The following is a 23,662-nucleotide window of genomic DNA, read 5'->3' as shown; positions in this document are numbered from 1 at the left end:
GCTGCCCGTCATGCCATGCTGGGCGGCTCACCGGCACCGGGTTCGGCTACGGGGGTGGCCATGACGGACGGGAAAGAACGCCATGTGCGCCAGGGACTCATCGGGTTCGTGTGCGGACGGCGCAGCAAGTGGCTGATCGTGGGGCTGTGGCTGGTGCTGCTCGTGGTCGCGGCGCCGCTCGCGTCGAAACTCACCGACGCCCAGGACAACGACGCGGCCTCCTGGCTGCCCGGCTCCGCCGAGTCCACCCAAGTCCTGGACCTCTCCAGCGAGTTCCGGCCGGAGCAGATCCCCGCGGTCGTGGTGTACGCGCGCGACGGCGGGCTGACCTCGCAGGACCGGCGGCAGATCGCCGAGGACGTCGCTGAGATCAAGGCCCTGACCGCGCACGGCGTGCGCGGCGACGAGACCCGCGGTCCCGTCTACGACAAGCCGTCGGCGCCCCGGGCCGCGGAGATCCTCGTCCCCATCACCATGGACGCGAAAGGCTGGGAGGAGCTCGTCCCTGCGGTCGACTCCATCCGGGACCAGGTGGGCCGGGGCGGCGACGGACTGGCCGTGCACATCACCGGCCCCGGCGGTACGTCCGCCGACTTCTCGGAGGCCTTCGCGGGCATCGACTCGACGTTGCTCTTCTCCGCGATGGGCGTCGTGATCGTGATGCTGCTGCTCACCTACCGCAGCATCGCCCTGATCTTCGTCCCGCTGATCGGCGTAGTCGTCGCACTGTTCACCTCGCAGGCGCTGATCTACCTGCTGGCCACTCACGCGGGCCTGACCGTCAACGGGCAGAGCGCGGGCATCCTCACGGTGCTCGTCTTCGGCGCGGGTACGGACTACGCGCTGCTGCTGGTCGCCCGCTACCGGGAGGAGCTGCGGCGCCACGAGGACCGCCACGAGGCGATGGCCCTCGCCCTGAACCGGGCGGGCCCGGCCGTCCTCGCCTCCGGCGCCACCGTCGTCCTGAGCATGCTGGTGCTGCTGGCCGCCGAGATGAACTCGACGAGGGGGCTCGGCCCGGTGGCCGCGATCGGCGTGGCCGTCGCCCTGCTGGCCATGGTGACGCTGTTTCCCGCCCTGCTGCTGGTCTTCGGCCGCTGGGTCTTCTGGCCGGCGATCCCGCACTTCGGCTCGCCCGACCCGACCGCACGCGGCCTGTGGGCCCGTATGGGCCGTCGTATCTCGCACCGGCCGCGCGTCGTCTGGGCCGGGACCGCACTGGCGCTGGCCGCACTGTCCCTGGGGCTGCTCCAGCTCCGCGCCGAGGGCCTCGGCAACGCGGACGCCTTCACCGGCAGGCCGGACTCGATCGTCGGACAGGAGGTCGCCGCGCGCCACTTCCCGGCGGGCAGCGGCGATCCGCTGGTCGTCGTCGCCGACCAGGCGCAGAGCGCCGAGGTCCGGAGCGCGGTCGCGGGCACCAAGGGCGTGGTGCCCGACAGCATCACCGTGCCGCCGGGCACGAAACCGTCGCACGGCGGCAAGGCGCTCTTCGAAGCGACCCTGACCGACCCGTCCGACAGCGAGGCCGCGAAACAGACCGTCGAGCGCGTCCGGGACGCCGTGCACGCCGTGCCGGACGCCGACGCCCAGGTGGGCGGCGGCACCGCCGCCCTGCTCGACATGGACGCGGCGACGACCCACGACAACCTGGTGATCATCCCGGCGGTCCTGGTGGTCGTCCTGCTCATCCTGGGGCTGCTGCTGCGCGCCCTGGTGGCCCCGCTGCTGCTCATCGGGACAGTGGTGCTGTCCTTCGCGGCGGCGCTGGGCGCCAGTGCGCTCGCCTTCCGCCACCTCTTCGACTACGCGGGCGAGCAGACGGACTTCCCGCTCTTCGTCTTCGTGTTCCTGGTGGCCCTGGGCATCGACTACAACATCTTCCTGTCCACGCGCATCCGCGAGGAGGCGGCCCGGCAGGGTACCCGCGCGGGCGTCGTGACGGGCCTGGCCGCGACCGGAGCGGTGATCACCTCGGCGGGCCTGGTCCTCGCGGGCACGTTCGCCGCGCTGGGCACGCTTCCGATGGTCGCCTTCGCGGAGATCGGCTTCACGGTCGCCCTGGGGGTGCTGCTCGATACGTTCATCGTGCGGTCGGTGCTGGTCACGTCCCTGTTCCTGGACGTGGGGCCGAAGGTGTGGTGGCCGCACCGCCTCTCCCGGGAAGGCGGCACGGCCCCTCCCCCGGCAGCACCGGCGACCCCCGAACCGGCGGCGCATCCCGACTAGACGGCACCTTCAGCGGCTCCGGCGGCGCATCCCGAATGGACGGCACCTTCAGCGGCGCCGGCGGCTCCGGCGCCGGCGGCTCAAACGGCTCCAGCTTCGGCCTGGGCCAGGGCCTGGGCGGGCAGCGCGGGACGCCGCCCGTCCCGCGTCACGCCGCCCCGCGTCACGCCGTCCGGCGCACCAGTGCCAGATACATCGCGTCCGTCCCGTGCAGATGCGGCCACAGCTGTACGTCGGGACCGTCGCCGAGGGCCGGTACGCCGGGCATGAGGGGGCGGGCGTCGAGCAGCTCGGCGGAGCCGTCGAAGTGCTTGAGCACGTCGTCCACCACGGCGCGGGTCTCGGCGAGGTGCGGCGAGCAGGTCGCGTAGCCGACGACGCCACCGACCCGTACCGAGTCGAGGGCCGTGCGCAGCAGCCCGCGCTGGAGCGGGGCGAAGCCGTCGAGGTCCTCGGGACGACGCCGCCAGCGCGCCTCGGGACGGCGGCGCAGGGCGCCCAGGCCCGTGCAGGGCACGTCCATGAGGACCCGGTCGAAGGTGCCGGGCCGCCACGGCGGACGCGTGCCGTCGGCCGCGATGACCTGGTAGGGGCCGGGGTTGCCGGCGAGCGCCTTGGCGACGAGCCCGGCCCGGTGCGGCTGCTTCTCGGAGGCGAGCAGCACGGCACCGCGCTCGGCGGCGAGCCCGGCCAGCATGGCGGCCTTGCCGCCGGGGCCCGCACAGCCGTCCAGCCACTTCTCGTCGGGCCCGTCGAGCGGCGCGTCGGCCAGCGCGAGGGCGACCAGCTGGCTGCCCTCGTCCTGGACTCCGGCGCGGCCCTCGCGCACGGCCCCGATGGCCCCCGGCTCGCCGCCCTCGCTGAGCCGGACGGCATACGGCGACCAGCGGCCCGGCAGCACGTTCTCCTCGCCGAGCGCGTCGAGGAGTTCGTCCGCGGTGGAACGCCCGGGCCGGGCGACGAGCGTCACCTCGGGCCGTTCGTTGTCCGCTTCGAGCAGGTCCTCGATCCCGGCGCGGCCGCCGCCCAGCGAGTCCCACAGCGCGGAGACGACCCAGCGCGGGTGCGAGTGCACGACGGCGAGGTGATCCTCGGCGTCCTCGTCGTACGGCGGTGCGACCTGCTCCACCCATGCGTCGAGGTCCTGCCGGGCCACCTTCCGCAGCACGGCGTTCACGAACTTGGCCCGGCCGTCGCCGAGTACGACCCGGGCCAGCTCGACGGAGGCGGAGACGGCCGCGTGCGTGGGGATGCGCGTGCCGAGCAACTGGTGCGCGCCCAGGCTCAGTACGTCGAGCACGGGCGGGTCCACCTCGCGCAGCGGCCGGTCCACGCAGGCCGCGATGATCGCGTCGTACGTGCCCTGCCGGCGCAGCGTCCCGTAGACCAGCTCGGTCGCCAGCGCCGCGTCCCGCCCGTCGAAGTCGCCCTTCTCGCGCGCCTTGCGCAGCAGCGGGGGCAGGACGAGGTTCGCGTACGCGTCCCGCTCGTCCACGGCCCGCAGCGCCTCGAAGGCGAGGATGCGGACGGGGTCCTTCTGGGGACGGCGGTGGGGCTTGCCCGGCCTGTGCGGCGGACGTGACTGCTCGCTCACGAGAAAGGTGCTCCGGATCTGGGAAGAGATGCGCCTCTCAGCGTACGCCGCGCGCCCCAGGCCGGCCCCGACGGTACGGTCCGCCGGCGCCTCCGCCGTCGCCCGCCCGGCCTGAGCCGACAGCCTCACACTCCGCCCGCCCGGACGGATCCCACACCACTCGCGCGCTCCGCCCGCCTGGACGGATCCCACACCACTCTCGCGCTCCGCCCGCGTCGACGGATCCCGCACCCTCACCCGCCGCCCGCCGCCCGCCTCGACGCATCCCGCACCCTCGCGCACGGGTCCGCCGATGCCCGGCGGACCGCCCGCCGCACGCGGGCGTCAAGCGCCGGTCCACCCCCGGACCGGCCGTCAGACCCCGACCCGCTCCCCGGAACCGATCCGCACCCCACGTGCCCAGTCCGCGGCGCGCATCGGCTTCTTGCCCTGGGCCTGCACCCAGAGCAGCTCGACGGCGTACGAACCGGTCCCGACGTGCACGCTGTTCTTGCCGACGGCGAGCTCCCCGGGAGCCAGGTCCGTGCGGTCGGGCACGGTCACCACCTGGATGAGCTTCAGCCGCTCGCCGCGGAACAGGGTCCACGCGCCGGGCGCGGGCGTGCACCCCCGGACGACCCGGTCGACGCGCAGGGCCGGCGCGGACCAGTCGACGTGCGCGTCCTCGACGGCGATCTTCGGCGCGAGAGTGATGCCCTCGGCGGGCTGCGGCACGGCCTTGAGGGTGCCGTCCTCGATCCCGTCCATCGTCGCGGCGAGCAGCCCGGCGCCGGCGAAGGCGAGCCGGGTGAGCAGGTCCCCGCTGGTGTCGGTGGGCCGGATCTCCTCGGTGACGGTCCCGTAGACGGGCCCGGAGTCGAGTCCCTCCTCGATCAGGAAGGTCGACGCACCGGTGATCTCGTCGCCGGCCATGATCGAGTGCTGGACCGGGGCGGCACCGCGCCAGGCCGGCAGCAGGGAGAAGTGCAGATTGACCCAGCCGTGGGCGGGGACGTCGAGGGCGACCCGGGGCAGCAGCGCGCCGTACGCCACCACCGGGCAGCAGTCGGGCGCGATCTCCCTGAGGCGGGCGAGGAACTCCTCGTCCCGCGGCTTCGCCGGCTTGAGCACCTCGATCCCGGCCTCCTCCGCGCGTTCGGCGACGGGACTCGCGACGAGCCTGCGCCCCCGTCCGGCCGGCGCGTCGGGCCGCGTCACGACGGCGGCGACCTCGTGCCGCCCGGAGGCGAGCAGGGCGTCCAGAGCGGGAACGGCGACCTCGGGGGTACCTGCGAAGACAAGCTTCATGGGTGGCGGCTGGCCTCTCGGGCGGAAAATTCGTGGGGCAGCGCACCAGTCTATGAGCCCGGCGGCCGCAGGCGGCGGCGAACCCCCACCGGGGACCCGCAGCCGCGGAACGGACCCACGAGTGGCACAGGCCGGGAACCGAAAGCCCGAACGCGTATACACATCCGCAACCGTGGGGTCAACGGCAAGGCACCCCCCTCGGGGGCGTACGTCGGGGCGCGCGCCCCGTGCATATGCCCTTACGCCCCCGCAGCGTGACCACTCACCCCCGAAGAGCGTTGGTCAAGAGAGAGTTGACCACAACGGGCCGCAATCGCGGCCCGATCCTTTTCAACGCCGGTTCGAGAGGCTTGTTCATGGCCGACCACGCAACCCACGACGCCCAGGCTCGGGCCAGCCTGCACTTGCTGGTGCGGGACATCGAGCGGGTCCGCCGGCAGGTGGACGCACTGCGCACGCTCACCGCCCAGTTGGGCAACGTCTACCGCCCGCGCCGCTCCGGCCCGTCCACGGGCTTCGTCGTCTACGGACGTGCTCCCGCCCCGACCGTCCGCCTCGCCCAGGAACTGCGGGACAGCGTCGAGACCCTGGTCACGGCCGCCGTGGACTTCGACCGGTCCCTGGGCTTCTCGTGGGACGCGGTGGGCTCCGCGCTCGGCGTCACCAAGCAGGCGGTGCACCGCCGTTACGGCGCCCGCCGCGCCGCCGCCCAGGCAGCGGCGGAGGCCGAGCGCGCCACGGAGACCGCCACCACCCGCACGGTCGCTGTCAGCACCGGGATCCCGGCCGTGCCGACGGTGCCCGCGGCCCGCTCCATGCCGACCCAGCCGACGGCGGGCAGCGCCCTGCGCGAAGACGTCAGGCCCACGGCTTTCCCCGGCCCGCGCAACGGCTGACCTCCATCCCCCGCCTGCCTCCCGGTCACCGCCGGGAGGCAGCTTCATGTCCGCCCCGCCTCAGCCGATGTCCAGCGGGTCGATCCGAATCCGTATCGCCTCGCTCCCGCCGCGCGCCATCCGCTTCGCCTGCGCGGTCTTCAGCGCGGCGGCCAGCGCGGCCCCGCTCCCCGGCGGTACGCGGATGAGCACCCGCTCCCACTGCTCACCCGGGGGCGGCCCCCCGACCCGCCGGGGACGCCCCACCTCCGTGGCAGGCACCGGCACCGGGCCCAGCACCTCGGCGTCGCGCGGCAGTTCGGCGCCGGCGAGGAACTCCGCGAGGCCCACGGCCGTACCCGACACGGCGGCCATCCGGGACACCGGCGGAAACCCGAGCTCGGCCCGCTCGGCGAGCTCCCGCACCGCGTGTCCGACGGGATCCCAGCGGACCAGCGCCTGGACCGGCCGGAGCGTCGGCTCGGCGACGACGACCACCGTGCCGCCGGCCTCCTGGGCACGGACGAGCGCGGCCGCACCGATCCACCGCCGCAGCGCGTCCTCACCGGCCCGCAGATCGGGCCGTCCGAGCATGGCCCACCCGTCCAGCAGCAGCGCGGCCGCGTACCCGCCCTCGGCCACCGGCTCGGCGCCGGGCGTGCTCACCACGAGCGCGGGCGCCCCGGACACCGTGTCCAGCACCTGCTCCCGCCCGGAGGTGCGCACCGGGACGGCGGGGAACGCCCGCCCCAGCTCCTCGGCGGTCCGCCGCGCGCCCACGACCTGCGCCCGCAGCCGGAATCCGCCGCACTCGGGACAGTGCCACGCGGTCTCCGCCCGCCCGCACCAGCCGCAGCGCAGGGCGTCGGCGTCCTGGGCCTCCAGCGGCCCGGCGCAGTGCCGGCACCGGGCGGCGGCCCGGCACTGGGCGCACGCCATGCGCGGCACGTACCCCCGCCGGGGCACCTGGACGAGGACCGGGCCGTGTTTCAGCCCCTCGCGGGCGATCTGCCAGGCGAGCGTCGGCAGCCGTGCGGCGCGCGCCGCCTCGTCGCGGGCGAGGTCACCGTCCCCCACGGTCCGGACCAGCGGCACGCCGGCCCGCACCTGTTCGCGGTCGGCGACCAGGGGCAGCGCCCAGCCGCTCTCGACGAGCTGGGCGGCCTCGACCGTGCAGCTCCAACTCCCCAGCAGGAAGCCGCACTTGTCCCGGGCGGCCCGCAGCTCCAGCACCTCCCGCACATGCGGGAAGGGCGCGTTGTCGTCGCTGTGGCCGTCGTCGCCGTCGTCCCAGATCACCACCAGTCCCAGGTCCCGCACCGGCGCGAACATCGCGGCCCGGGTGCCCACCACCGCGCGCACGGCTCCCCGCCGTACGGCGAGCCACTCGCGATACCGCCGCTCCTGCCCGGCGTCGGCGGTCAGCACCGCGTGCTGCCCCTCCCCGAGCAGTGCGGTCAGGGCCGCGTCCACGCGCGCGGCAGGCCGCCCGGCCGGTACGACGACCAGCGCGCCGCGGCCGGAGGCGAGCGTGGCCTGCACGGCGCGGGCGATCTCCTCCGCCCACTGGGGACCGGGCAGCGCGGTCCACACGGCTCGCGGGGCGCCGCCCGAGGCGAGGGCGCCGAGGAACTCCGGCCCTCGCCCGTACCGCGCCCAGGTCCCCGGGGCGGGTGCGGCCGGCGGGGGCGGCGGACCGGGCATCACGGCCGCCTCGGCCCGCGCGTGCCGCGGCGGGACCGCCAGCTGGAGCACGTCGGCCAGGCTCCCGGCGTACCGGTCGGCCACGGCGCGGGTCAGGCCCAGCAGCTCCGGGCCGAGCACCGGCTCGGGGGACACGACCTGGGCCAGCGCGGCCAGCGGCCCCGAGTAGTCCGACTCGGGGACGCGCTCGACGACGAACCCGTCGATCAGTCCGCCGCCCTCACGCCGCCCGTCACGCACATTGCGCCCGCCGGCGCCGAACCGCACCCGCACCCGCACCCCGGGCTGAGCGGCCTCGTCCAGCTCCTCCGGCACGGCGTAGTCGAAGTACCGGTCGAGATGCAGCACGCCCTTGTCGACGACGACCCGCGCGACCGGCAACTCCTTGGCGAGGGCGGCCCCCCGCCAGGTCCGCGGCTTCGCCTTGGGCACGTCGGCCTTGCGCACCGCCTCCCGCACCAGCGCGAGCTGCTCGGGCGGCGCCCCGTCCGCGGCCCCGTCCCGCCGCCTGTTCTCGCTGCTCACGCTTGCATTCCTACCAGACCCCACCGACAGTGACGCCCGCCCGAGCCGGGCCGCACCCGAGCACGGGCAGGTCCCGAGCACGGGCAAGCCCCGAACGCAGGCAGGTCCCGGACACGCGAAACCCGGCGCCCCCGAAGGTAACGCCGGGCCTCGACGAGCAGTGCCGTGCCGGGACTACAGCCCCGCCGCCTTCCGCAGCGCGTCCACGCGGTCGGTGCGCTCCCACGTGAAGTCGGGCAGCTCACGGCCGAAGTGGCCGTACGCGGCGGTCTGGGAGTAGATCGGGCGCAGCAGGTCGAGGTCACGGATGATGGCCGCCGGGCGGAGGTCGAAGACCTCGGTGATGGCGGTCTCGATCTTCTCGGCGTCGACCTTGGCGGTGCCGAAGGTCTCGACGAAGAGGCCGACGGGCTCGGCCTTGCCGATCGCGTACGCGACCTGGACCTCGCAGCGGGTGGCGAGGCCCGCCGCGACGACGTTCTTGGCGACCCAGCGCATCGCGTACGCCGCCGAGCGGTCCACCTTGGACGGGTCCTTGCCGGAGAAGGCACCGCCGCCGTGACGGGCCATGCCGCCGTACGTGTCGATGATGATCTTGCGGCCGGTCAGACCCGCGTCGCCCATGGGGCCGCCGATCTCGAAGCGGCCGGTGGGGTTCACCAGGAGGCGGTAGCCGTCCGTGTCCAGCTTGATGCCGTCGTCGAGGAGGGCCTTCAGCTCCGGCTCCACCACGAACTCGCGGATGTCGGGGGCGAGCAGCGAGTCCAGGTCGATGTCCGACGCGTGCTGCGAGGAGACGACGACCGTGTCCAGACGGACCGCCTTGTCACCGTCGTACTCGATGGTGACCTGGGTCTTGCCGTCCGGGCGCAGGTACGGGATGGTCCCGTTCTTGCGCACCTCGGAGAGGCGGCGGGAGAGGCGGTGCGCGAGGTGGATCGGGAGCGGCATCAGGTTCGGCGTCTCGTCCGTCGCGTACCCGAACATCAGGCCCTGGTCGCCCGCACCCTGCCGGTCCAGCTCGTCGTCGTCACCCTCGACCCGGTTCTCGTACGCCGTGTCGACGCCCTGCGCGATGTCGGGCGACTGCGAGCCGATGGACACGGAGACGCCACAGGACGCACCGTCGAAGCCCTTCTTCGACGAGTCGTAACCGATCTCGAGGATCTTGTCCCGGACCAGCTGGGCGATCGGCGCGTATGCCTTGGTCGTGACCTCGCCGGCCACGTGCACCAGGCCGGTCGTGATCAGCGTCTCCACGGCGACCCGGGACGTCGGGTCCTCGCGCAGAAGCGCATCGAGAATGGTGTCGCTGATCTGGTCAGCGATCTTGTCGGGGTGACCCTCGGTGACGGACTCCGAGGTGAACAGGCGACGGGACACAACGCTCCCTGGGGTTGCAGCGGCTGCTGGCTGATCATTGGCGGACGGGACGGAGGCTGCGCCCGGCGTCGTCCGAGAACAGTTTATCGGTCGCGCTCGCCGACAGGCCCACCCGTCTCGCCTCTCGGGAGCGCTGTGACCTGCGGCACGGGCATTCTGCCCAATGCCGATCGCTCTCCGCCAGGGTCGCCACGCCCGAATTCCTGGGGCCCGGCGCGTCGGACGGAGCGAATGAGACAGTCAGCCGAGCCGGCCGGCGACCAGATCCCACACGATCTCGGCCAGCGCTTCCTTGGGGCCGTGGGGCACGGGAGTCTCACTGCCGTCCGCGCCGAGCACCACCGCTTCGTTCTCCTCGGAGCCGAAGGTCTTGCGCTCCCCCACCTCGTTCACCACGAGGAGGTCGCACCCCTTGCGCTCCAGCTTCGTACGGCCATGGGCCAGGACGTCGTCCGTCTCGGCGGCGAAGCCGACGACCACCTGGCCCAAGCGGGCACGGTCGGCCGAGATCTCGGCAAGGATGTCCGGATTGCGGACCAGCACGATGGGGTCCGGTTCCTGCCCGTCCTTCTTCTTGATCTTTCCGGTGGCGTACGTCTCCGGGCGGAAATCGGCCACGGCCGCCGCCATCACCACGGCATCGGCGTCCGGGGCGGCCTTCAGCACCGCCTCGCGCAGCTGTACTGCGGTCCCGACCTGGACGACATCGACGCCCGCCGGGTCCGGCAGCCCGGTGTTCGCGGCGATCAGGGTGACCCGGGCTCCCCGGGCGGCCGCCGTGCGGGCGAGGGCGTACCCCTGCTTGCCGGAGGAGCGGTTGCCGAGGAAGCGGACGGGGTCGAGGGGCTCGCGCGTGCCGCCCGCGCTGACGACGACGTGGCGGCCGGCGAGATCGGGCTCGGTCACGCCTCGTGCGAGCACCCGCCGGCAGACCTCGAAGATCTCCGTCGGGTCGGGCAGCCGCCCCTTGCCGGTGTCGACGCCGGTCAGCCGGCCGACCGCGGGCTCGATCACCAGGGCGCCGCGGCGGCGCAGTGTCGCCACGTTCTCCTGGGTGGCCGGGTGCTCCCACATCTCGGTGTGCATGGCGGGCGCGAAGACGACCGGACAGCGGGCGGTGAGCAGGGTGTTCGTGAGAAGGTCGTCGGCGAGTCCGTGGGCCGCCTTGGCGAGCATGTCGGCCGTCGCGGGAGCCACGATCACCAGGTCGGCCTGCTGCCCGATACGGACGTGCGGGACCTCGTGGACATCCGACCAGACCTCGGTCGAGACGGGGTGACCGGAGAGCGCGGACCAGGTGGCGGCGCCGACGAAGTGCAGCGCCGACTCGGTGGGGACGACCCGCACGTCGTGGCCGGACTCGGTCAGACGGCGCAGCAGCTCACAGGCCTTGTACGCGGCGATCCCGCCGCTGACCCCCAGAACGACCTTCGGCTTGCCCACCGGGCCTCCCCACACTCGACGCACGTACGCGTACGCCCGGATGCGACGGCGTACGACTCCATGACACACCACAGGCCCGACAGTCGCGCCGTCGGGCCTGGATGAAGAGAACGGATGACTAGGTCGCGGGGCCCTCAACGGCCTCGGACGTCAGCAGACCCGCGTTGATCTCGCGCAGGGCGATCGAGAGCGGCTTCTCGTGGACGTGGGTGTCCACGAGTGGACCGACGTACTCGAGGAGGCCCTCGCCGAGCTGCGAGTAGTAAGCGTTGATCTGACGGGCACGCTTGGCCGCGTAGATCACCAGGCTGTACTTCGAGTCGGTGGCCTCGAGGAGCTCGTCGATCGGAGGGTTGATGATGCCCTCGGGCGCGGTGATGGAAGAGGACACGCTTGGCCTTCCGAAAGGTGGGATGAGATCAGTGAAGATCACACAACGTTCATCAAGGCTAGCAGCTCGCGGGCCACGTCCTCGACCGACGTGTTGACCAGGGTGACGTCGAACTCCGACTCGGCCGCCAGTTCGATCTTGGCCGCCTCCAGGCGGCGCTCGATGACCTCGGGCGGTTCGGTGCCCCGTCCGGTGAGCCTGCGCACCAGCTCCTCCCAGGAGGGAGGGGCCAGGAACACCAGCAGCGCGTCGGACATCGACTCGCGGACCTGCCGGGCGCCCTGGAGGTCGATCTCCAGCAGAACCGCCTCGCCCGCCTCGAGCTTCGCCATGACGGCGGCGCGCGGGGTGCCGTAGCGGTTGCCGGCGAATTCGGCCCATTCGAGGAGTTCGCCGTTGGCGATCAGCTTGTCCATCTCCTCGTCGGTGACGAAGAAGTAGTGGACCCCGTGCTTCTCCCCGGGACGGGGCTTGCGGGTCGTCGCCGACACCGAGAGCCAGACCTCGGGGTGTTCCTTGCGCATATGAGCGACGACCGTGCTCTTGCCGACCCCCGAGGGGCCGGAGAGCACGGTCAGCCGCGAACGTTCACTCATGCAGCGATTATCCAGGTTCTCAGGAGTGCCCGAGAACGTCAGCCGGCAGTGCTGCCGAACTCGCGCTCCAAAGAGGCGATCTGGTTGGAGCCGAGACCCCGCACGCGGCGGCTCTCGGAGATCCCGAGTCGCTCCATGATCTGCTTGGCGCGGACCTTGCCCACGCCGGGGAGCGACTCGAGGAGGGCGGAGACCTTCATCTTGCCGATGACGTCGTTCTCCTGGCCCTGCTTGATGACCTCGTGAAGAGAGGCGCCGGAGTGCTTGAGTCGATTCTTGACCTCGGCCCGCTCCCGGCGAGCCGCGGCGGCCTTTTCGAGCGCGGCTGCGCGCTGTTCAGGGGTAAGGGGCGGAAGAGCCACGCCTACGTCACCTCGGATGTCGATCTGTCGGATACGGACCGGTGAGGAACCTAGTCGCCCCACACCTGGGGAGCTACGAGCAACACGCTTGCCCCTTCTCCCCCACTACCTTGAGGGTCTGGGGGCGCCCCCACTCGACGGAGACTAGCGGGCAAGTCCGCCAGAGTCAGCGAGAACAGCGGAAAAGTCCTGGTCAGCCTCCGCCGAGCCTGGCATTTCAGACATTACGCCCTGGATTTGAGAATGTATTCAGGTTCAAGCGGCTCCGGAGACACTCCTCGCAGGTCCACCGGGACACCGCAGGAGGCCTACGGGCAGCCTCAGCGGGTCGCCACGGCGGCCCTGATCTCCTCCGCGAAGCGGTCCGCGGACACGCGCAGCGCCACGACATCGGGCCCGTGCCGCAGCACACCCCGGCTGACGTTCGGCACGACATTGCGCACCGCCGGACCGAAGACACCCGGGAGATCGGCCGGCGTGGCGCCCTGGGCGCCGATGCCGGGCGCGAGCAGCGGACCGTTGACGTCCAGGTCGTACGAGGAGAGATCACCGAGGGTGGCACCGACGACGGCCCCGAAGGAGCCCAGGGGCGTCTCGCCCGCGTTCTCGGCGGCGAGATGCGCCAGCACGGTCGCCCCGACGGTCCGGCCGTCCGCGCGGACGGCGTGCTGCACCTCGCCGCCTTCCGGGTTGGAGGTCAGCGCGAGCACGAAGAGCCCGGCGCCGCTCTCGCGCGCCAGCTCCACCGCGGGCTTGAGCGATCCGTAGCCCAGATACGGCGACACCGTGAGCGCGTCCGAGAACAGCGGCGCGTCCTTGCGCAGGAAGGTCTCCGCGTACGCGGCCATCGTCGAGCCGATGTCACCGCGCTTGGCGTCCATCACGACCAGCGCGCCGGCCGCCCGCGCCTCTTCGACCGTCTTCTCCAGGACGGCGATCCCGCGCGACCCGAAGCGCTCGAAGAACGCGCTCTGTGGCTTCAGTACGGCGACCCGGCCGGCCAGCGCCTCCACGACCGTGCGGCTGAAGCGCTCCAGACCCGCGATGTCGTCGTTCAGGCCCCAGGCGCTGAGCAGCGAGGCGTGCGGGTCGATCCCGACGCAGAGGGGGCCCCGCTCGTCCATGGCACGGCGCAGCCGCGCACCGAAGGGTTCCAGGCTCATGCGGACTTCCTCACGTCGGCGCCGACCGCGTCGGCGAGGGTGGCATGCGGGCTCGTCCGCAGGCGCGCGGCGAGGCCCTTGTGGAGGGCGCGGCCCCAGAAGGGACCCTCGTAGATGAACGCGCTGTATCCCTGGACCAGCGTGGCGCCGGCCAGGATCCGCTGCCAGGCGTCCTCGGCGTCCTGGATGCCCCCGACGCCCACCAGGGTGATCCGGTCGCCCACGCGCGCGTAGAGGCGGCGCAGCACCTCCAGGGAGCGGGCCTTCAGCGGCGCGCCCGACAGTCCGCCGGTCTCCTTCACCAGGGAGGGTTCGGACTTCAGACCGAGGCCCTCGCGCGCGATGGTGGTGTTCGTGGCGATGATGCCGTCCAGGCCGAGTTCGACGGCGAGGTCGGCGACCGCGTCGACGTCCTCGTCGGCGAGGTCGGGCGCGATCTTGACGAGGAGCGGCACCCGCCGGTCGGTGACCGCGCGGTCCGCGGCCTCGCGGACCGCGCTCAGCAGCGGGCGCAGTGCCTCGGTGGCCTGGAGGTTGCGCAGTCCCGGCGTGTTCGGCGAGGACACGTTGACGACGAGGTAGTCGGCGTGGCGGGCGAGCCGCTCGGTCGACTTCACGTAGTCACCGACGGCCTCCTCCTCGGGAACCACCTTGGTCTTGCCGATGTTGACGCCGACGACGGTCCTGAAGACGGGCGTACGGGCCGCCAGGCGCTCGGCGACGGCCGCGGAGCCCTCGTTGTTGAACCCCATGCGGTTGATCAGCGCGCGGTCCGGCACGAGGCGGAACAGGCGCTTCTTGGGGTTGCCGGGCTGCGGCTCCCCCGTGACCGTGCCGATCTCGATGTGGTCGAAGCCGAGCATCGACATCCCGTCGACGGCGACCGCGTTCTTGTCGAAGCCCGCCGCGAGCCCGAACGGGCCGTGCATGCGCAGCCCGAAGGCCTCGGTGCGCAGCTCCGCGTAACGGGGCGCGAGCGCGGCGGCGACGAAGGTGCGCAGGACCGGGACGCGCGCGGCGAGCCGGATCCAGCGGAAGGCCAGATGGTGGGCCCGCTCGGGGTCCATCCGCTTGAAGACGAGGTTGAAGAAGAGCTTGTACATGGTCATGTCCTCGGAAGAGCCGCACGGGGAGACCCCACCGCGAGGCCTCATGAAGAGGGGGGACACCGTTTTCCGGTGTCCCCCCTCGGCTGCTAGTCGCGGGCCGCGGTCAGATGCTCGGCGTGTTCCTGGAGTGAGCGCACGCCGACGTCGCCGCGGTTGAGCGCGTCGATGCCCTGGACGGCGGCGGCGAGCGCCTGGACCGTCGTCAGGCACGGGACGGACCGGGCCACGGCCGCCGTACGGATCTCGTAGCCGTCGAGGCGGCCGCCGGTGCCGTACGGCGTGTTGACGATGAGGTCGACCTGACCGTCGTGGATGAGCTGGACGATGGTCTTCTCGCCGTTCGGGCCCTCGCCCTCGCTCTGCTTGCGGACGACGACGGCGTTGATGCCGTTGCGCTTGAGCACCTCGGCCGTGCCGGAGGTGGCGAGCAACTCGAAGCCGTGCGCGACGAGTTCACGCGCCGGGAAGATCATCGAGCGCTTGTCACGGTTGGCGACCGAGATGAACGCGCGGCCCTTGGTCGGCAGCGGACCGTAGGCGCCCGCCTGGGACTTGGCGTACGCGGTGCCGAACACCGAGTCGATGCCCATGACTTCACCGGTGGAGCGCATCTCCGGGCCGAGGACGGTGTCCACGCCACGCCCGTGGATGTCGCGGAAGCGCGACCACGGCATGACGGCCTCCTTGACGGAGATCGGCGCGTCGAGCGGCAGCGTGCCGCCGTCGCCGTTCGCCGGCAGCAGCCTCTCGGCCCGCAGTTCGGCGATGGTCGCGCCGAGCGAGATCCGGGCGGCGGCCTTCGCCAGCGGCACCGCGGTCGCCTTCGAGGTGAAGGGGACGGTGCGCGAGGCGCGCGGGTTGGCTTCGAGGACGTACAGGATGTCGCCCGCCATGGCGAACTGGATGTTGATCAGTCCGCGGACCCCGACACCCTTGGCGATGGCCTCCGTCGAGGCGCGCAGGCGCTTGATGTCGAACCCGCCGAGGGTGATCGGCGGCAGCGCGCACGCCGAGTCGCCGGAGTGGATGCCGGCCTCCTCGATGTGCTCCATGACACCGCCGAGGTAGAGCTCCTCGCCGTCGTACAGGGCGTCGACGTCGATCTCGATGGCGTCGTCGAGGAACCGGTCGACCAGGACCGGCCGGGAGGGGCTGATCTCGGTGGACTCGGCGATGTACGACTCCAGGCGGGTCTCGTCGTAGACGATCTCCATGCCGCGGCCGCCGAGGACGTACGACGGCCGGACGAGGACCGGGTAGCCGATCTCGTCGGCGATGGCCTTGGCGCCCGAGAAGGTGGTCGCCGTGCCGTGCTTCGGGGCGGGCAGGCCCGCTTCGGCGAGGACCTGGCCGAAGGCGCCGCGGTCCTCGGCCGCGTGGATGGCCTCGGGCGAGGTGCCCACGACCTTGACGCCGTTGTCCTTCAGCGCCTGCGACAGACCCAGCGGGGTCTGGCCGCCGAGCTGCACGATCACACCGGCGACGGGCCCGGCCAGCGTCTCGGCGTGCACGATCTCCAGCACGTCCTCGAGCGTCAGCGGCTCGAAGTACAGGCGGTCGGAGGTGTCGTAGTCCGTGGAGACGGTCTCGGGGTTGCAGTTGACCATCACGGTCTCGTAGCCCGCTTCGCTCAGCGCGAAGGAGGCGTGGACGCAGGAGTAGTCGAACTCGATGCCCTGGCCGATGCGGTTGGGCCCGGAGCCCAGGATGATGACCGCGGGCTTCTCGCGCGGCGCGACCTCGGTCTCCTCGTCGTAGGAGGAGTAGAAGTACGGCGTCTTTGCCGCGAACTCGGCGGCGCAGGTGTCCACCGTCTTGTAGACCGGGCGCACGCCCAGCGCGTGCCGGACCTCACGGACGACGTCCTCGCGCAGACCGCGGATCTCGGCGATCTGGACGTCGGAGAAGCCGTGCCGCTTGGCCTCGGCGAGCAGTTCCTCGTCGAGCCGGCCGGCCGCGGCCAGCTCGTCCGCGATCTCCTTGATCAGGAAGAGCTGGTCCAGGAACCAGGGGTCGATCTTCGTCGCCTCGAAGACCTCCTCGGGCGTGGCGCCCGCACGGATGGCCTGCATGACGGAGTTGATGCGCCCGTCCGTGGGGCGTGCGGCCTCTTCGAGCAGCTGGGCCTTGTCGCCGGGCTCGCCGACGAACGTGAACTGCGAGCCCTTCTTCTCCAGCGAGCGCAGCGCCTTCTGCAGCGCCTCGGTGAAGTTGCGCCCGATGGCCATCGCCTCGCCGACCGACTTCATGGTGGTCGTGAGCGTCGAGTCGGCCGAGGGGAACTTCTCGAAGGCGAACCGGGGGGCCTTGACGACCACGTAGTCGAGCGTCGGCTCGAAGGACGCGGGCGTCTTCTCCGTGATGTCGTTCGGGATCTCGTCGAGCGTGTAGCCGACGGCGAGCTTGGCCGCGATCTTGGCGATCGGGAAGCCGGTCGCCTTGGAGGCGAGGGCCGACGAGCGCGACACCCGCGGGTTCATCTCGATGACGATGATCCGGCCGTCCTCGGGGTTCACCGCAAACTGGATGTTGCAGCCGCCGGTGTCGACGCCGACCTCACGGATGATCGCGATACCGATGTCCCGCAGGCGCTGGTACTCGCGGTCGGTCAGCGTCATCGAGGGCGCGACGGTGATCGAGTCGCCGGTGTGCACGCCCATCGGGTCGAAGTTCTCGATGGAGCAGACGACTACGACGTTGTCGTTCTTGTCGCGCATCAGCTCCAGCTCGTACTCCTTCCAGCCGAGGATGGACTCCTCCAGGAGCACCTCGGTGGTCGGGGAGAGCGTGAGGCCCTGACCGGCGATCCGGCGCAGCTCCTCCTCGTCGTGCGCGAAGCCGGAGCCGGCGCCGCCCATGGTGAAGGAGGGCCGGACGACGACGGGGTAACCGCCCAGCGTGTCCACGCCCTTGATGACGTCGTCCATGGTGTGGCAGATCACGGACCGGGCGGACTCGCCGTGCCCGATCTTGGCGCGGACGGCCTCGACGACACCCTTGAAGAGGTCGCGGTCCTCGCCCTTGTTGATCGCCTCGACGTTGGCGCCGATCAGCTCGACGCCGTACTTCTCCAGCACCCCCTGCTCGTGCATGGAGATGGCGGTGTTCAGGGCGGTCTGGCCACCGAGGGTGGGCAGCAGGGCGTCCGGCCGCTCCTTGGCGATGATCTTCTCGACGAACTCCGGGGTGATCGGCTCGACGTACGTGGCGTCGGCGATCTCCGGGTCGGTCATGATCGTCGCCGGGTTGGAGTTGACCAGGATGACCCTGAGGCCCTCGGCGCGCAGGATGCGGCACGCCTGGGTGCCGGAGTAGTCGAACTCGGCGGCCTGGCCGATGACGATCGGGCCGGAGCCGATGACCAGGACGGACTGGATATCGGTGCGCTTAGGCACGCTGGCCCTCCATCAGGGATACGAAGCGGTCGAACAGGTAGGCGGCGTCGTGCGGGCCCGCTGCCGCTTCGGGGTGGTACTGGACGCTGAAGGCCGGCTGGTCGAGCAGCTGAAGCCCCTCGACGACCTGGTCGTTCAGGCAGACGTGGGAGACCTCGGCGCGGCCGTAGGGGGTGTCGGACACCGTGTCGAGCGGGGCGTCGACGGCGAAGCCGTGGTTGTGCGCGGTGACCTCGACCTTGCCGGTCGTACGGTCCTGCACCGGCTGGTTGATGCCGCGGTGGCCGTACTTGAGCTTGTACGTGCCGAAGCCGAGGGCGCGGCCGAGGATCTGGTTGCCGAAGCAGATGCCGAAGAGCGGCGTTTTGCGGGCCAGCACTTCCTGCATGACGGCGACCGGGCCGTCGGCGGTCGCCGGGTCACCGGGTCCGTTCGAGAAGAACACGCCGTCGGGGTTCACCGCGAACACGTCCTCGGCCGTGGCCGTGGCGGGCAGTACATGCACCTCGATGCCCCGCTCGGCCATGCGGTGCGGGGTCATGCCCTTGATGCCCAGGTCGACAGCGGCGACGGTGAACTTCTTCTCGCCGATCGCGGGGACGACGTACGTCTCCTTGGTGGCGACCTCGGCGGCGAGGTTCGCGCCCTTCATCTCGGGTGCCTGGCGGACCTCGGTGAGCATCGTGCCCTCGTCGGGCAGCGCGTTGCCGGAGAAGATGCCGACGCGCATGGCACCGCGCTCGCGCAGGTGGCGGGTCAGGGCACGCGTGTCGATGCCGCTGATCCCGACGACACCCTGCGTGCGCAGTTCCTCGTCCAGCGAGCGCCGGGAGCGCCAGTTGGAGGACACGCGCGCGGGATCCCGTACGACATAGCCGGCGACCCAGATCCGCTTCGACTCGGGGTCCTCGTCGTTCACGCCGGTGTTGCCGACGTGCGGGGAGGTCATCACGACGACCTGGCGGTGATACGACGGGTCGGTGAGGGTCTCCTGGTAGCCGGTCATGCCGGTGGAGAACACCGCTTCGCCGAAGGTCTCCCCCACGGCCCCGTAGGCACGGCCGCGGAAGATCCGGCCGTCCTCCAGGACGAGTACGGCGGGAACCTTCGTGGTTCCCCTGGTGGAGGTCGTCATCGTGCGCCTTCCGTCTTGTTGGTCATGCTGTTCAGGGTCTCGACCCACTCGTTGTGCTCGGCCGCGCGGTCCGAGCGGAAGCCGGAGTCGATGAGCTTGTCGCCGAGTGCCCAGGTGACGACGAGCAGACCGCCCTCGGTGAGGACCTTGCCGGCGATGCCCTTGTCGAGCCGGGCCTCGCGCAGGGCGTCCAGCGGCACGAAGAAGTCGGTCGCTCCCGGGCGTACGACATTCAGGCCCGCCTCCGTCAGGGTCAGCTCGACCCGGCTGCGGGTGCCCAGGCCGTGCGCCACGATGCGGTCGAGCCACTGCCCCGCGGTGGTGGAGCCGTGGTAGCGGCCGCTCATGCTCAGTTTCGCCGGGCCGGGGTCGTCCGGCGCGTCGGGCGGCTCGGGCAGGTCGCCCTGGAGCGTGCCGCGCCACTTCCAGCCCTCGCGCATCAGCCAGTAGACGAGCGCGACGAACAGGGCGAGGCCCACGAGCCAGCCGACCCGGGCGGCCCAGTCGGTCACCTCCGCCGACTTCTGTCCGGCGGCCAACACAGTCAGAGATGTCACGCGAGCTTCCCGTCGACGAGCGTGGCCCGGCCCCGGAGCCATGTGTGCGTCACACGCCCCGGCAGCTCGCGGCCCTCGTAGGGAGTATTGCGGCTGCGTGAGGCGAAGCCCGCGGGGTCCACGGCTCCACGGTATTGCGTGTCGAGCAGCGTGAGGTTGGCGGGCTCACCTGCCGAGACGGGACGGCCGTGGCCCTTTGCCCGGCCGATCTCGGCGGGCTTCACGGACATCCGGTCGGCGACACCGGCCCAGTCGAGCAGCCCGGTCTCGACCATCGTCTGCTGGACGACGGAGAGCGCGGTCTCCAGGCCGACCATGCCCATGGCGGCCGCGGCCCACTCGCAGTCCTTGTCCTCGTGCGGGTGCGGGGCGTGGTCGGTGGCGACGATGTCGATCGTGCCGTCGGCGAGCGCCTCGCGCAGGGCCAGCACGTCACGCTCGGTGCGCAGCGGCGGGTTGACCTTGTAGACCGGGTTGTACGTGCGCGCCAGTTCGTCGGTGAGGAGCAGGTGGTGCGGGGTGACCTCGGCGGTGACGTCGATGCCGCGGGACTTGGCCCAGCGCACGATCTCGACGCTGCCGGCGGTCGACAGATGGCAGATGTGCACGCGCGAGCCGACGTGCTCGGCGAGCAGGACGTCCCGGGCGATGATCGATTCCTCGGCCACCGCCGGCCAGCCGCCGAGCCCGAGCTCCGCGGAGACGACGCCCTCGTTCATCTGGGCGCCCTCGGTCAGCCGCGGCTCCTGGGCGTGCTGCGCGACAACGCCGCCGAAGGCCTTCACGTACTCCAGCGCCCGGCGCATGATCACGGCGTCGTCCACGCACTTGCCGTCGTCGGAGAAGACCGTGACGCCGGCCGCGGACTCGTACATGGCGCCCAGTTCGGCGAGCTTCTTGCCCTCGAGCCCGACGGTGACGGCACCGATGGGCTGGACGTCGCAGTACCCGTGCTCCTTGCCCAGCCGCCACACCTGCTCGACGACTCCGGCGGTGTCGGCGACCGGGAAGGTGTTGGCCATGGCGAACACCGACGTGTAGCCACCACTGGCCGCGGCCCGCGTGCCGGTCAGCACGGTCTCGGAGTCCTCACGGCCCGGCTCGCGCAGATGGGTGTGCAGGTCCACGAGCCCCGGCAGCAGCACCTTGCCGTCGGCCTCGACGACCTCGGCGCCCTCGGCGGAGAGGCCGGTGCCGACCGCCTCGATGACCGAGCCGTCGATGAGTACGTCCTGCGGCTCGCCGCCCAGCACCTTCGCACCACGGATAAGGATCTTGCTCATCTGACTTACTTCTCCTCGGTACGGGTGTGGGTGACGGCGGGCTCGTTGCCGCCCAGAAGCAGATAGAGGACCGCCATGCGGATGGAGACGCCGTTCGCCACCTGCTCGATCGCCGTGCAGCGGTCGGAGTCGGCGACCGCCGCGGTGATCTCCATGCCGCGGACCATCGGACCCGGGTGCATCACGATGGCGTGCTCCGGCATCTTCGCCATCCGGTCGCCGTCGAGGCCGTAGCGCCGCGAGTATTCGCGCTCGGTCGGGAAGAAGGCCGCGTTCATGCGCTCGCGCTGGACGCGCAGCAGCATCACGGCGTCGGACTTGGAGAGCGTGCTGTCGAGGTCGTACGAGACCTCGCAGGGCCAGGACTCGATGCCGACCGGCAGCAGGGTCGGCGGGGCCACCAGCGTGACCTGGGCCCCCAGGGTGTGCAGCAGGTCCACGTTGGAACGGGCGACCCGGCTGTGCAGGATGTCGCCGACCAGGGTGATGCGCTTGCCGGCCAGGTCCTGGCCGAGCCCGGCGTCCCGGCCGACGAGCCGGCGCCGCATGGTGAACGCGTCGAGCAGGGCCTGCGTGGGGTGCTGGTGGGTGCCGTCGCCCGCGTTGATGACGGCGGCGTCGATCCAGCCGGAGGTGGCGAGGCGGTACGGGGCGCCGGAGGCGCCGTGCCGGATGACGACGGCGTCCACGCCCATCGCCTCCAGGGTCTGGGCGGTGTCCTTCAGGGACTCGCCCTTGGAGACGCTCGACCCCTTGGCGGTGAAGTTGATGACGTCCGCGGAGAGGCGCTTCTCGGCGGCCTCGAAGGAGATCCGGGTACGCGTCGAGTCCTCGAAGAAGAGGTTGACGACGGTACGGCCGCGCAGGGTCGGCAGTTTCTTGATCGGCCGGTCGGCGACCCGGGCCATTTCCTCGGCGGTGTCGAGGATGAGGACGGCGTCGTCGCGGGTGAGGTCGGCGGCCGAGATGAGATGACGCTGCATCTGTCAGGCTCCGTAAGGCAGTTCAGTACACGGCGGGGGCCCGGGGAAGACCCCGGAGAGGCACAGCGGGCAGGCGGGGCTCCTGGGGCGTACGGCAGTGACGTACGCCGGAGTCCTACTGCTGCTCGCCCGGGGAGGTCCGCTTCGCACCGAGCAGCACGGTGTCGCGACCGTCCTCCTCGGCGAGCTGGACCTTGACCGTCTCCCGCAGCGACGTGGGGAGGTTCTTGCCGACGTAGTCGGCGCGGATGGGCAGTTCGCGGTGGCCGCGGTCGACGAGGACGGCGAGCTGCACCGCGCGGGGGCGCCCGATGTCGTTCAGCCCGTCGAGCGCCGCGCGGATGGTGCGGCCCGAGAAGAGCACGTCGTCGACGAGGACGACCAGGCGGCCGTCGATGCCGTCACCGGGGATCTCGGTGCGGGCCAGCGCACGCGGCGGGTGCATGCGCAGGTCGTCGCGGTACATGGTGATGTCGAGGGAGCCGACCGGGATCTTGCGGCCGGTGATCTCTTCGAGCTTGTCGGCCAGCCGGCGGGCCAGGAAGACGCCGCGGGTCGGAATGCCGAGGAGCACCACGTCGTCGGCGCCCTTGGCGCGCTCGACGATCTCGTGGGCGATGCGGGTCAGCACCCGCGCGATGTCGGGGCCCTCGAGAACGGGCCGGGCATCGGACTCGTACTGCTTCTTGTCGTGCTCGGTGTCCATAAGAAACGGACCTCCTTCTCCGCCTCACGGGACGGATCATTAAAGGACGTCGGAATTGCGCCATCCACGGTACCAGCAAGGCAACGCGCCTGATCACCACCCCCACATCACCCGTTCGGCTGATCCTGGCGAAGTGCCGGTATGGACCATTCGGCTTGACGGGGCAGAGTAACGCTGCGTAACCTCACAGTGAGTCACCAGCCGCGCGGCGGAGCCGCACGTTGATACAGCGTCCGGGGAGCTATATGTCCAGCGAATACGCCAAACAGCTCGGGGCCAAGCTCCGGGCCATCCGCACCCAGCAGGGCCTTTCCCTCCACGGCGTCGAGGAGAAGTCCCAGGGACGCTGGAAGGCCGTCGTGGTCGGTTCGTACGAGCGCGGCGACCGCGCCGTCACCGTACAGCGCCTCGCCGAGCTGGCGGATTTCTACGGGGTCCCCGTGCAGGAGCTGCTGCCGGGCACCACTCCGGGCGGGGCCGCCGAGCCGCCGCCGAAGCTCGTCCTCGACCTGGAGCGGCTGGCCCACGTGCCGGCCGAGAAGGCGGGCCCCCTGCAGCGCTACGCGGCGACGATCCAGTCGCAGCGCGGTGACTACAACGGCAAGGTGCTGTCGATCCGCCAGGACGACCTGCGCACCCTCGCCGTCATCTACGACCAGTCGCCCTCGGTCCTCACCGAGCAGCTGATCAGCTGGGGCGTCCTGGACGCGGACGCGCGTCGCGCGGTCTCGCACGACGAGGGCTGACCCCTTCTCGCACCTCAGCAGAAACGTGCCGCCGGGGTGGCCGGAACATACCGTTCCTGTCTCTTATACAGCGGCGGCAGCGTCACGAAGACCACCAGCGCCAGCTGTACGTCGATCACCAGCAGCGCGACCATGATGCCGAAGAAGGTGACGACGGAGACGAAGGCGGTGACGAGGCCGGTCTGGAGGAAGGACG

At 71.6% G+C, this 23,662-nt stretch carries 20 protein-coding genes; 3 read left to right on the top strand and 17 right to left on the bottom strand.

Annotated features, from left to right (window positions below; genetic code table 11):
* Positions 1-60 precede the first annotated feature (60 nt).
* Complete coding sequence (locus tag ACFVYF_RS35965; protein ID WP_389462247.1) at positions 61-2,229, top strand: MMPL family transporter; 2,169 nt, start codon at positions 61-63, stop codon at positions 2,227-2,229.
* 163 nt (positions 2,230-2,392) lie between these two features.
* On the opposite strand, the gene ACFVYF_RS35960 is transcribed toward ACFVYF_RS35965, so the two are convergent.
* Both ACFVYF_RS35960 and fmt read right to left on the bottom strand, forming a co-directional pair.
* Complete coding sequence (locus ACFVYF_RS35960; protein ID WP_389462246.1) at positions 2,393-3,823, bottom strand: RsmB/NOP family class I SAM-dependent RNA methyltransferase; 1,431 nt, start codon at positions 3,821-3,823, stop codon at positions 2,393-2,395.
* A gap of 354 nt (positions 3,824-4,177) precedes the next feature.
* Positions 4,178-5,110: a methionyl-tRNA formyltransferase gene (gene fmt / locus ACFVYF_RS35955; protein ID WP_389462245.1), complete on the bottom strand. Its 933-nt coding sequence runs from the start codon at positions 5,108-5,110 to the stop codon at positions 4,178-4,180.
* A 356-nt stretch (positions 5,111-5,466) separates the two neighbouring features.
* Between fmt and ACFVYF_RS35950 the strand changes: the two genes are divergently transcribed.
* Positions 5,467-6,006 carry a hypothetical protein gene (locus ACFVYF_RS35950; protein ID WP_389462244.1) on the top strand — a complete coding sequence of 180 codons (540 nt, stop codon included), beginning with the start codon at positions 5,467-5,469 and terminating at the stop codon, positions 6,004-6,006.
* 60 nt (positions 6,007-6,066) lie between these two features.
* Here the strand turns inward: ACFVYF_RS35950 and ACFVYF_RS35945 are convergent, their stop codons facing one another.
* From ACFVYF_RS35945 to pyrR, 14 genes are all read right to left on the bottom strand, one after another.
* The gene (locus ACFVYF_RS35945; RefSeq protein ID WP_389462243.1) at positions 6,067-8,214 is read right to left on the bottom strand and encodes a primosomal protein N'; all 2,148 of its coding nucleotides are present in this window, start codon (positions 8,212-8,214) and stop codon (positions 6,067-6,069) included.
* Between the two features lie 174 nt (positions 8,215-8,388).
* Positions 8,389-9,597, bottom strand: coding sequence for a methionine adenosyltransferase (gene metK, locus ACFVYF_RS35940; RefSeq protein ID WP_389462242.1), 1,209 nt, complete (start codon positions 9,595-9,597; stop codon positions 8,389-8,391).
* 240 nt (positions 9,598-9,837) lie between these two features.
* A complete protein-coding gene (gene coaBC, locus ACFVYF_RS35935) occupies positions 9,838-11,040 on the bottom strand; it encodes a bifunctional phosphopantothenoylcysteine decarboxylase/phosphopantothenate--cysteine ligase CoaBC (protein WP_389462241.1) in 1,203 nt (400 codons plus the stop codon).
* Between the two features lie 118 nt (positions 11,041-11,158).
* Positions 11,159-11,431, bottom strand: coding sequence for a DNA-directed RNA polymerase subunit omega (gene rpoZ / locus ACFVYF_RS35930; protein ID WP_019059732.1), 273 nt, complete (start codon positions 11,429-11,431; stop codon positions 11,159-11,161).
* Between the two features lie 38 nt (positions 11,432-11,469).
* A complete protein-coding gene (gmk, locus tag ACFVYF_RS35925) occupies positions 11,470-12,027 on the bottom strand; it encodes a guanylate kinase (RefSeq protein ID WP_389462240.1) in 558 nt (185 codons plus the stop codon).
* 38 nt (positions 12,028-12,065) lie between these two features.
* Positions 12,066-12,389, bottom strand: coding sequence for an integration host factor (locus ACFVYF_RS35920; protein ID WP_010988268.1), 324 nt, complete (start codon positions 12,387-12,389; stop codon positions 12,066-12,068).
* A 320-nt stretch (positions 12,390-12,709) separates the two neighbouring features.
* On the bottom strand, positions 12,710-13,552 hold the full coding sequence (gene pyrF, locus ACFVYF_RS35915) for an orotidine-5'-phosphate decarboxylase (protein WP_389462239.1): 843 nt from the start codon (positions 13,550-13,552) through the stop codon (positions 12,710-12,712).
* Complete coding sequence (locus tag ACFVYF_RS35910; protein ID WP_389462292.1) at positions 13,549-14,655, bottom strand: quinone-dependent dihydroorotate dehydrogenase; 1,107 nt, start codon at positions 14,653-14,655, stop codon at positions 13,549-13,551. Before ACFVYF_RS35910 ends, pyrF begins: the two co-directional genes overlap by 4 nt.
* A gap of 92 nt (positions 14,656-14,747) precedes the next feature.
* Positions 14,748-18,056, bottom strand: a complete 3,309-nt coding sequence (gene carB, locus ACFVYF_RS35905) for a carbamoyl-phosphate synthase large subunit (protein WP_389462238.1) — start codon at positions 18,054-18,056, stop codon at positions 14,748-14,750.
* On the bottom strand, positions 18,049-19,191 hold the full coding sequence (gene carA, locus ACFVYF_RS35900; RefSeq protein ID WP_389462237.1) for a glutamine-hydrolyzing carbamoyl-phosphate synthase small subunit: 1,143 nt from the start codon (positions 19,189-19,191) through the stop codon (positions 18,049-18,051). Before carA ends, carB begins: the two co-directional genes overlap by 8 nt.
* A complete protein-coding gene (locus tag ACFVYF_RS35895; protein WP_389462236.1) occupies positions 19,188-19,790 on the bottom strand; it encodes a hypothetical protein in 603 nt (200 codons plus the stop codon). Before ACFVYF_RS35895 ends, carA begins: the two co-directional genes overlap by 4 nt.
* On the bottom strand, positions 19,745-21,031 hold the full coding sequence (locus tag ACFVYF_RS35890) for a dihydroorotase (RefSeq protein WP_389462235.1): 1,287 nt from the start codon (positions 21,029-21,031) through the stop codon (positions 19,745-19,747). Before ACFVYF_RS35890 ends, ACFVYF_RS35895 begins: the two co-directional genes overlap by 46 nt.
* Before the next feature lie 5 nt (positions 21,032-21,036).
* Complete coding sequence (locus ACFVYF_RS35885; protein ID WP_389462234.1) at positions 21,037-22,014, bottom strand: aspartate carbamoyltransferase catalytic subunit; 978 nt, start codon at positions 22,012-22,014, stop codon at positions 21,037-21,039.
* Between the two features lie 115 nt (positions 22,015-22,129).
* Positions 22,130-22,720, bottom strand: coding sequence for a bifunctional pyr operon transcriptional regulator/uracil phosphoribosyltransferase PyrR (pyrR, locus tag ACFVYF_RS35880; protein WP_389462233.1), 591 nt, complete (start codon positions 22,718-22,720; stop codon positions 22,130-22,132).
* 245 nt (positions 22,721-22,965) lie between these two features.
* Here pyrR and bldD point away from each other — a divergent pair, with 245 nt between their 5' ends.
* Positions 22,966-23,466 carry a transcriptional regulator BldD gene (gene bldD / locus ACFVYF_RS35875; protein ID WP_067366005.1) on the top strand — a complete coding sequence of 167 codons (501 nt, stop codon included), beginning with the start codon at positions 22,966-22,968 and terminating at the stop codon, positions 23,464-23,466.
* Positions 23,467-23,480: 14 nt separating this feature from the next.
* Here the strand turns inward: bldD and ACFVYF_RS35870 are convergent.
* Positions 23,481-23,662: hypothetical protein (locus tag ACFVYF_RS35870; protein ID WP_389462232.1), on the bottom strand; the 182-nt coding region annotated here is incomplete at its 5' end.

The sequence above is a fragment of the Streptomyces sp. NPDC058274 genome, assembly GCF_042881375.1.
Lineage (GTDB): Bacteria > Actinomycetota > Actinomycetes > Streptomycetales > Streptomycetaceae > Streptomyces.
Note: the sequence above shows the minus strand (reverse complement) of the source record. Positions and strands in the feature narration are given on the sequence as shown.

What these genes read in the sequence shown, in the direction of transcription:
- ACFVYF_RS35890 (WP_389462235.1), bottom strand. Translation starts at nt 21,031, where the DNA reads ATGAGCAAGATCCTTATCCGTGGTGCGAAGGTGCTGGGCGGCGAGCCG.
- ACFVYF_RS35895 (WP_389462236.1), bottom strand. Translation starts at nt 19,790, where the DNA reads ATGGCTCCGGGGCCGGGCCACGCTCGTCGACGGGAAGCTCGCGTGACA.
- ACFVYF_RS35965 (WP_389462247.1), top strand. Translation starts at nt 61, where the DNA reads ATGACGGACGGGAAAGAACGCCATGTGCGCCAGGGACTCATCGGGTTC.
- carA (WP_389462237.1), bottom strand. Translation starts at nt 19,191, where the DNA reads ATGACGACCTCCACCAGGGGAACCACGAAGGTTCCCGCCGTACTCGTC.
- ACFVYF_RS35950 (WP_389462244.1), top strand. Translation starts at nt 5,467, where the DNA reads ATGGCCGACCACGCAACCCACGACGCCCAGGCTCGGGCCAGCCTGCAC.
- gmk (WP_389462240.1), bottom strand. Translation starts at nt 12,027, where the DNA reads ATGAGTGAACGTTCGCGGCTGACCGTGCTCTCCGGCCCCTCGGGGGTC.
- pyrR (WP_389462233.1), bottom strand. Translation starts at nt 22,720, where the DNA reads ATGGACACCGAGCACGACAAGAAGCAGTACGAGTCCGATGCCCGGCCC.
- ACFVYF_RS35910 (WP_389462292.1), bottom strand. Translation starts at nt 14,655, where the DNA reads ATGTACAAGCTCTTCTTCAACCTCGTCTTCAAGCGGATGGACCCCGAG.
- pyrF (WP_389462239.1), bottom strand. Translation starts at nt 13,552, where the DNA reads ATGAGCCTGGAACCCTTCGGTGCGCGGCTGCGCCGTGCCATGGACGAG.
- bldD (WP_067366005.1), top strand. Translation starts at nt 22,966, where the DNA reads ATGTCCAGCGAATACGCCAAACAGCTCGGGGCCAAGCTCCGGGCCATC.
- ACFVYF_RS35885 (WP_389462234.1), bottom strand. Translation starts at nt 22,014, where the DNA reads ATGCAGCGTCATCTCATCTCGGCCGCCGACCTCACCCGCGACGACGCC.
- fmt (WP_389462245.1), bottom strand. Translation starts at nt 5,110, where the DNA reads ATGAAGCTTGTCTTCGCAGGTACCCCCGAGGTCGCCGTTCCCGCTCTG.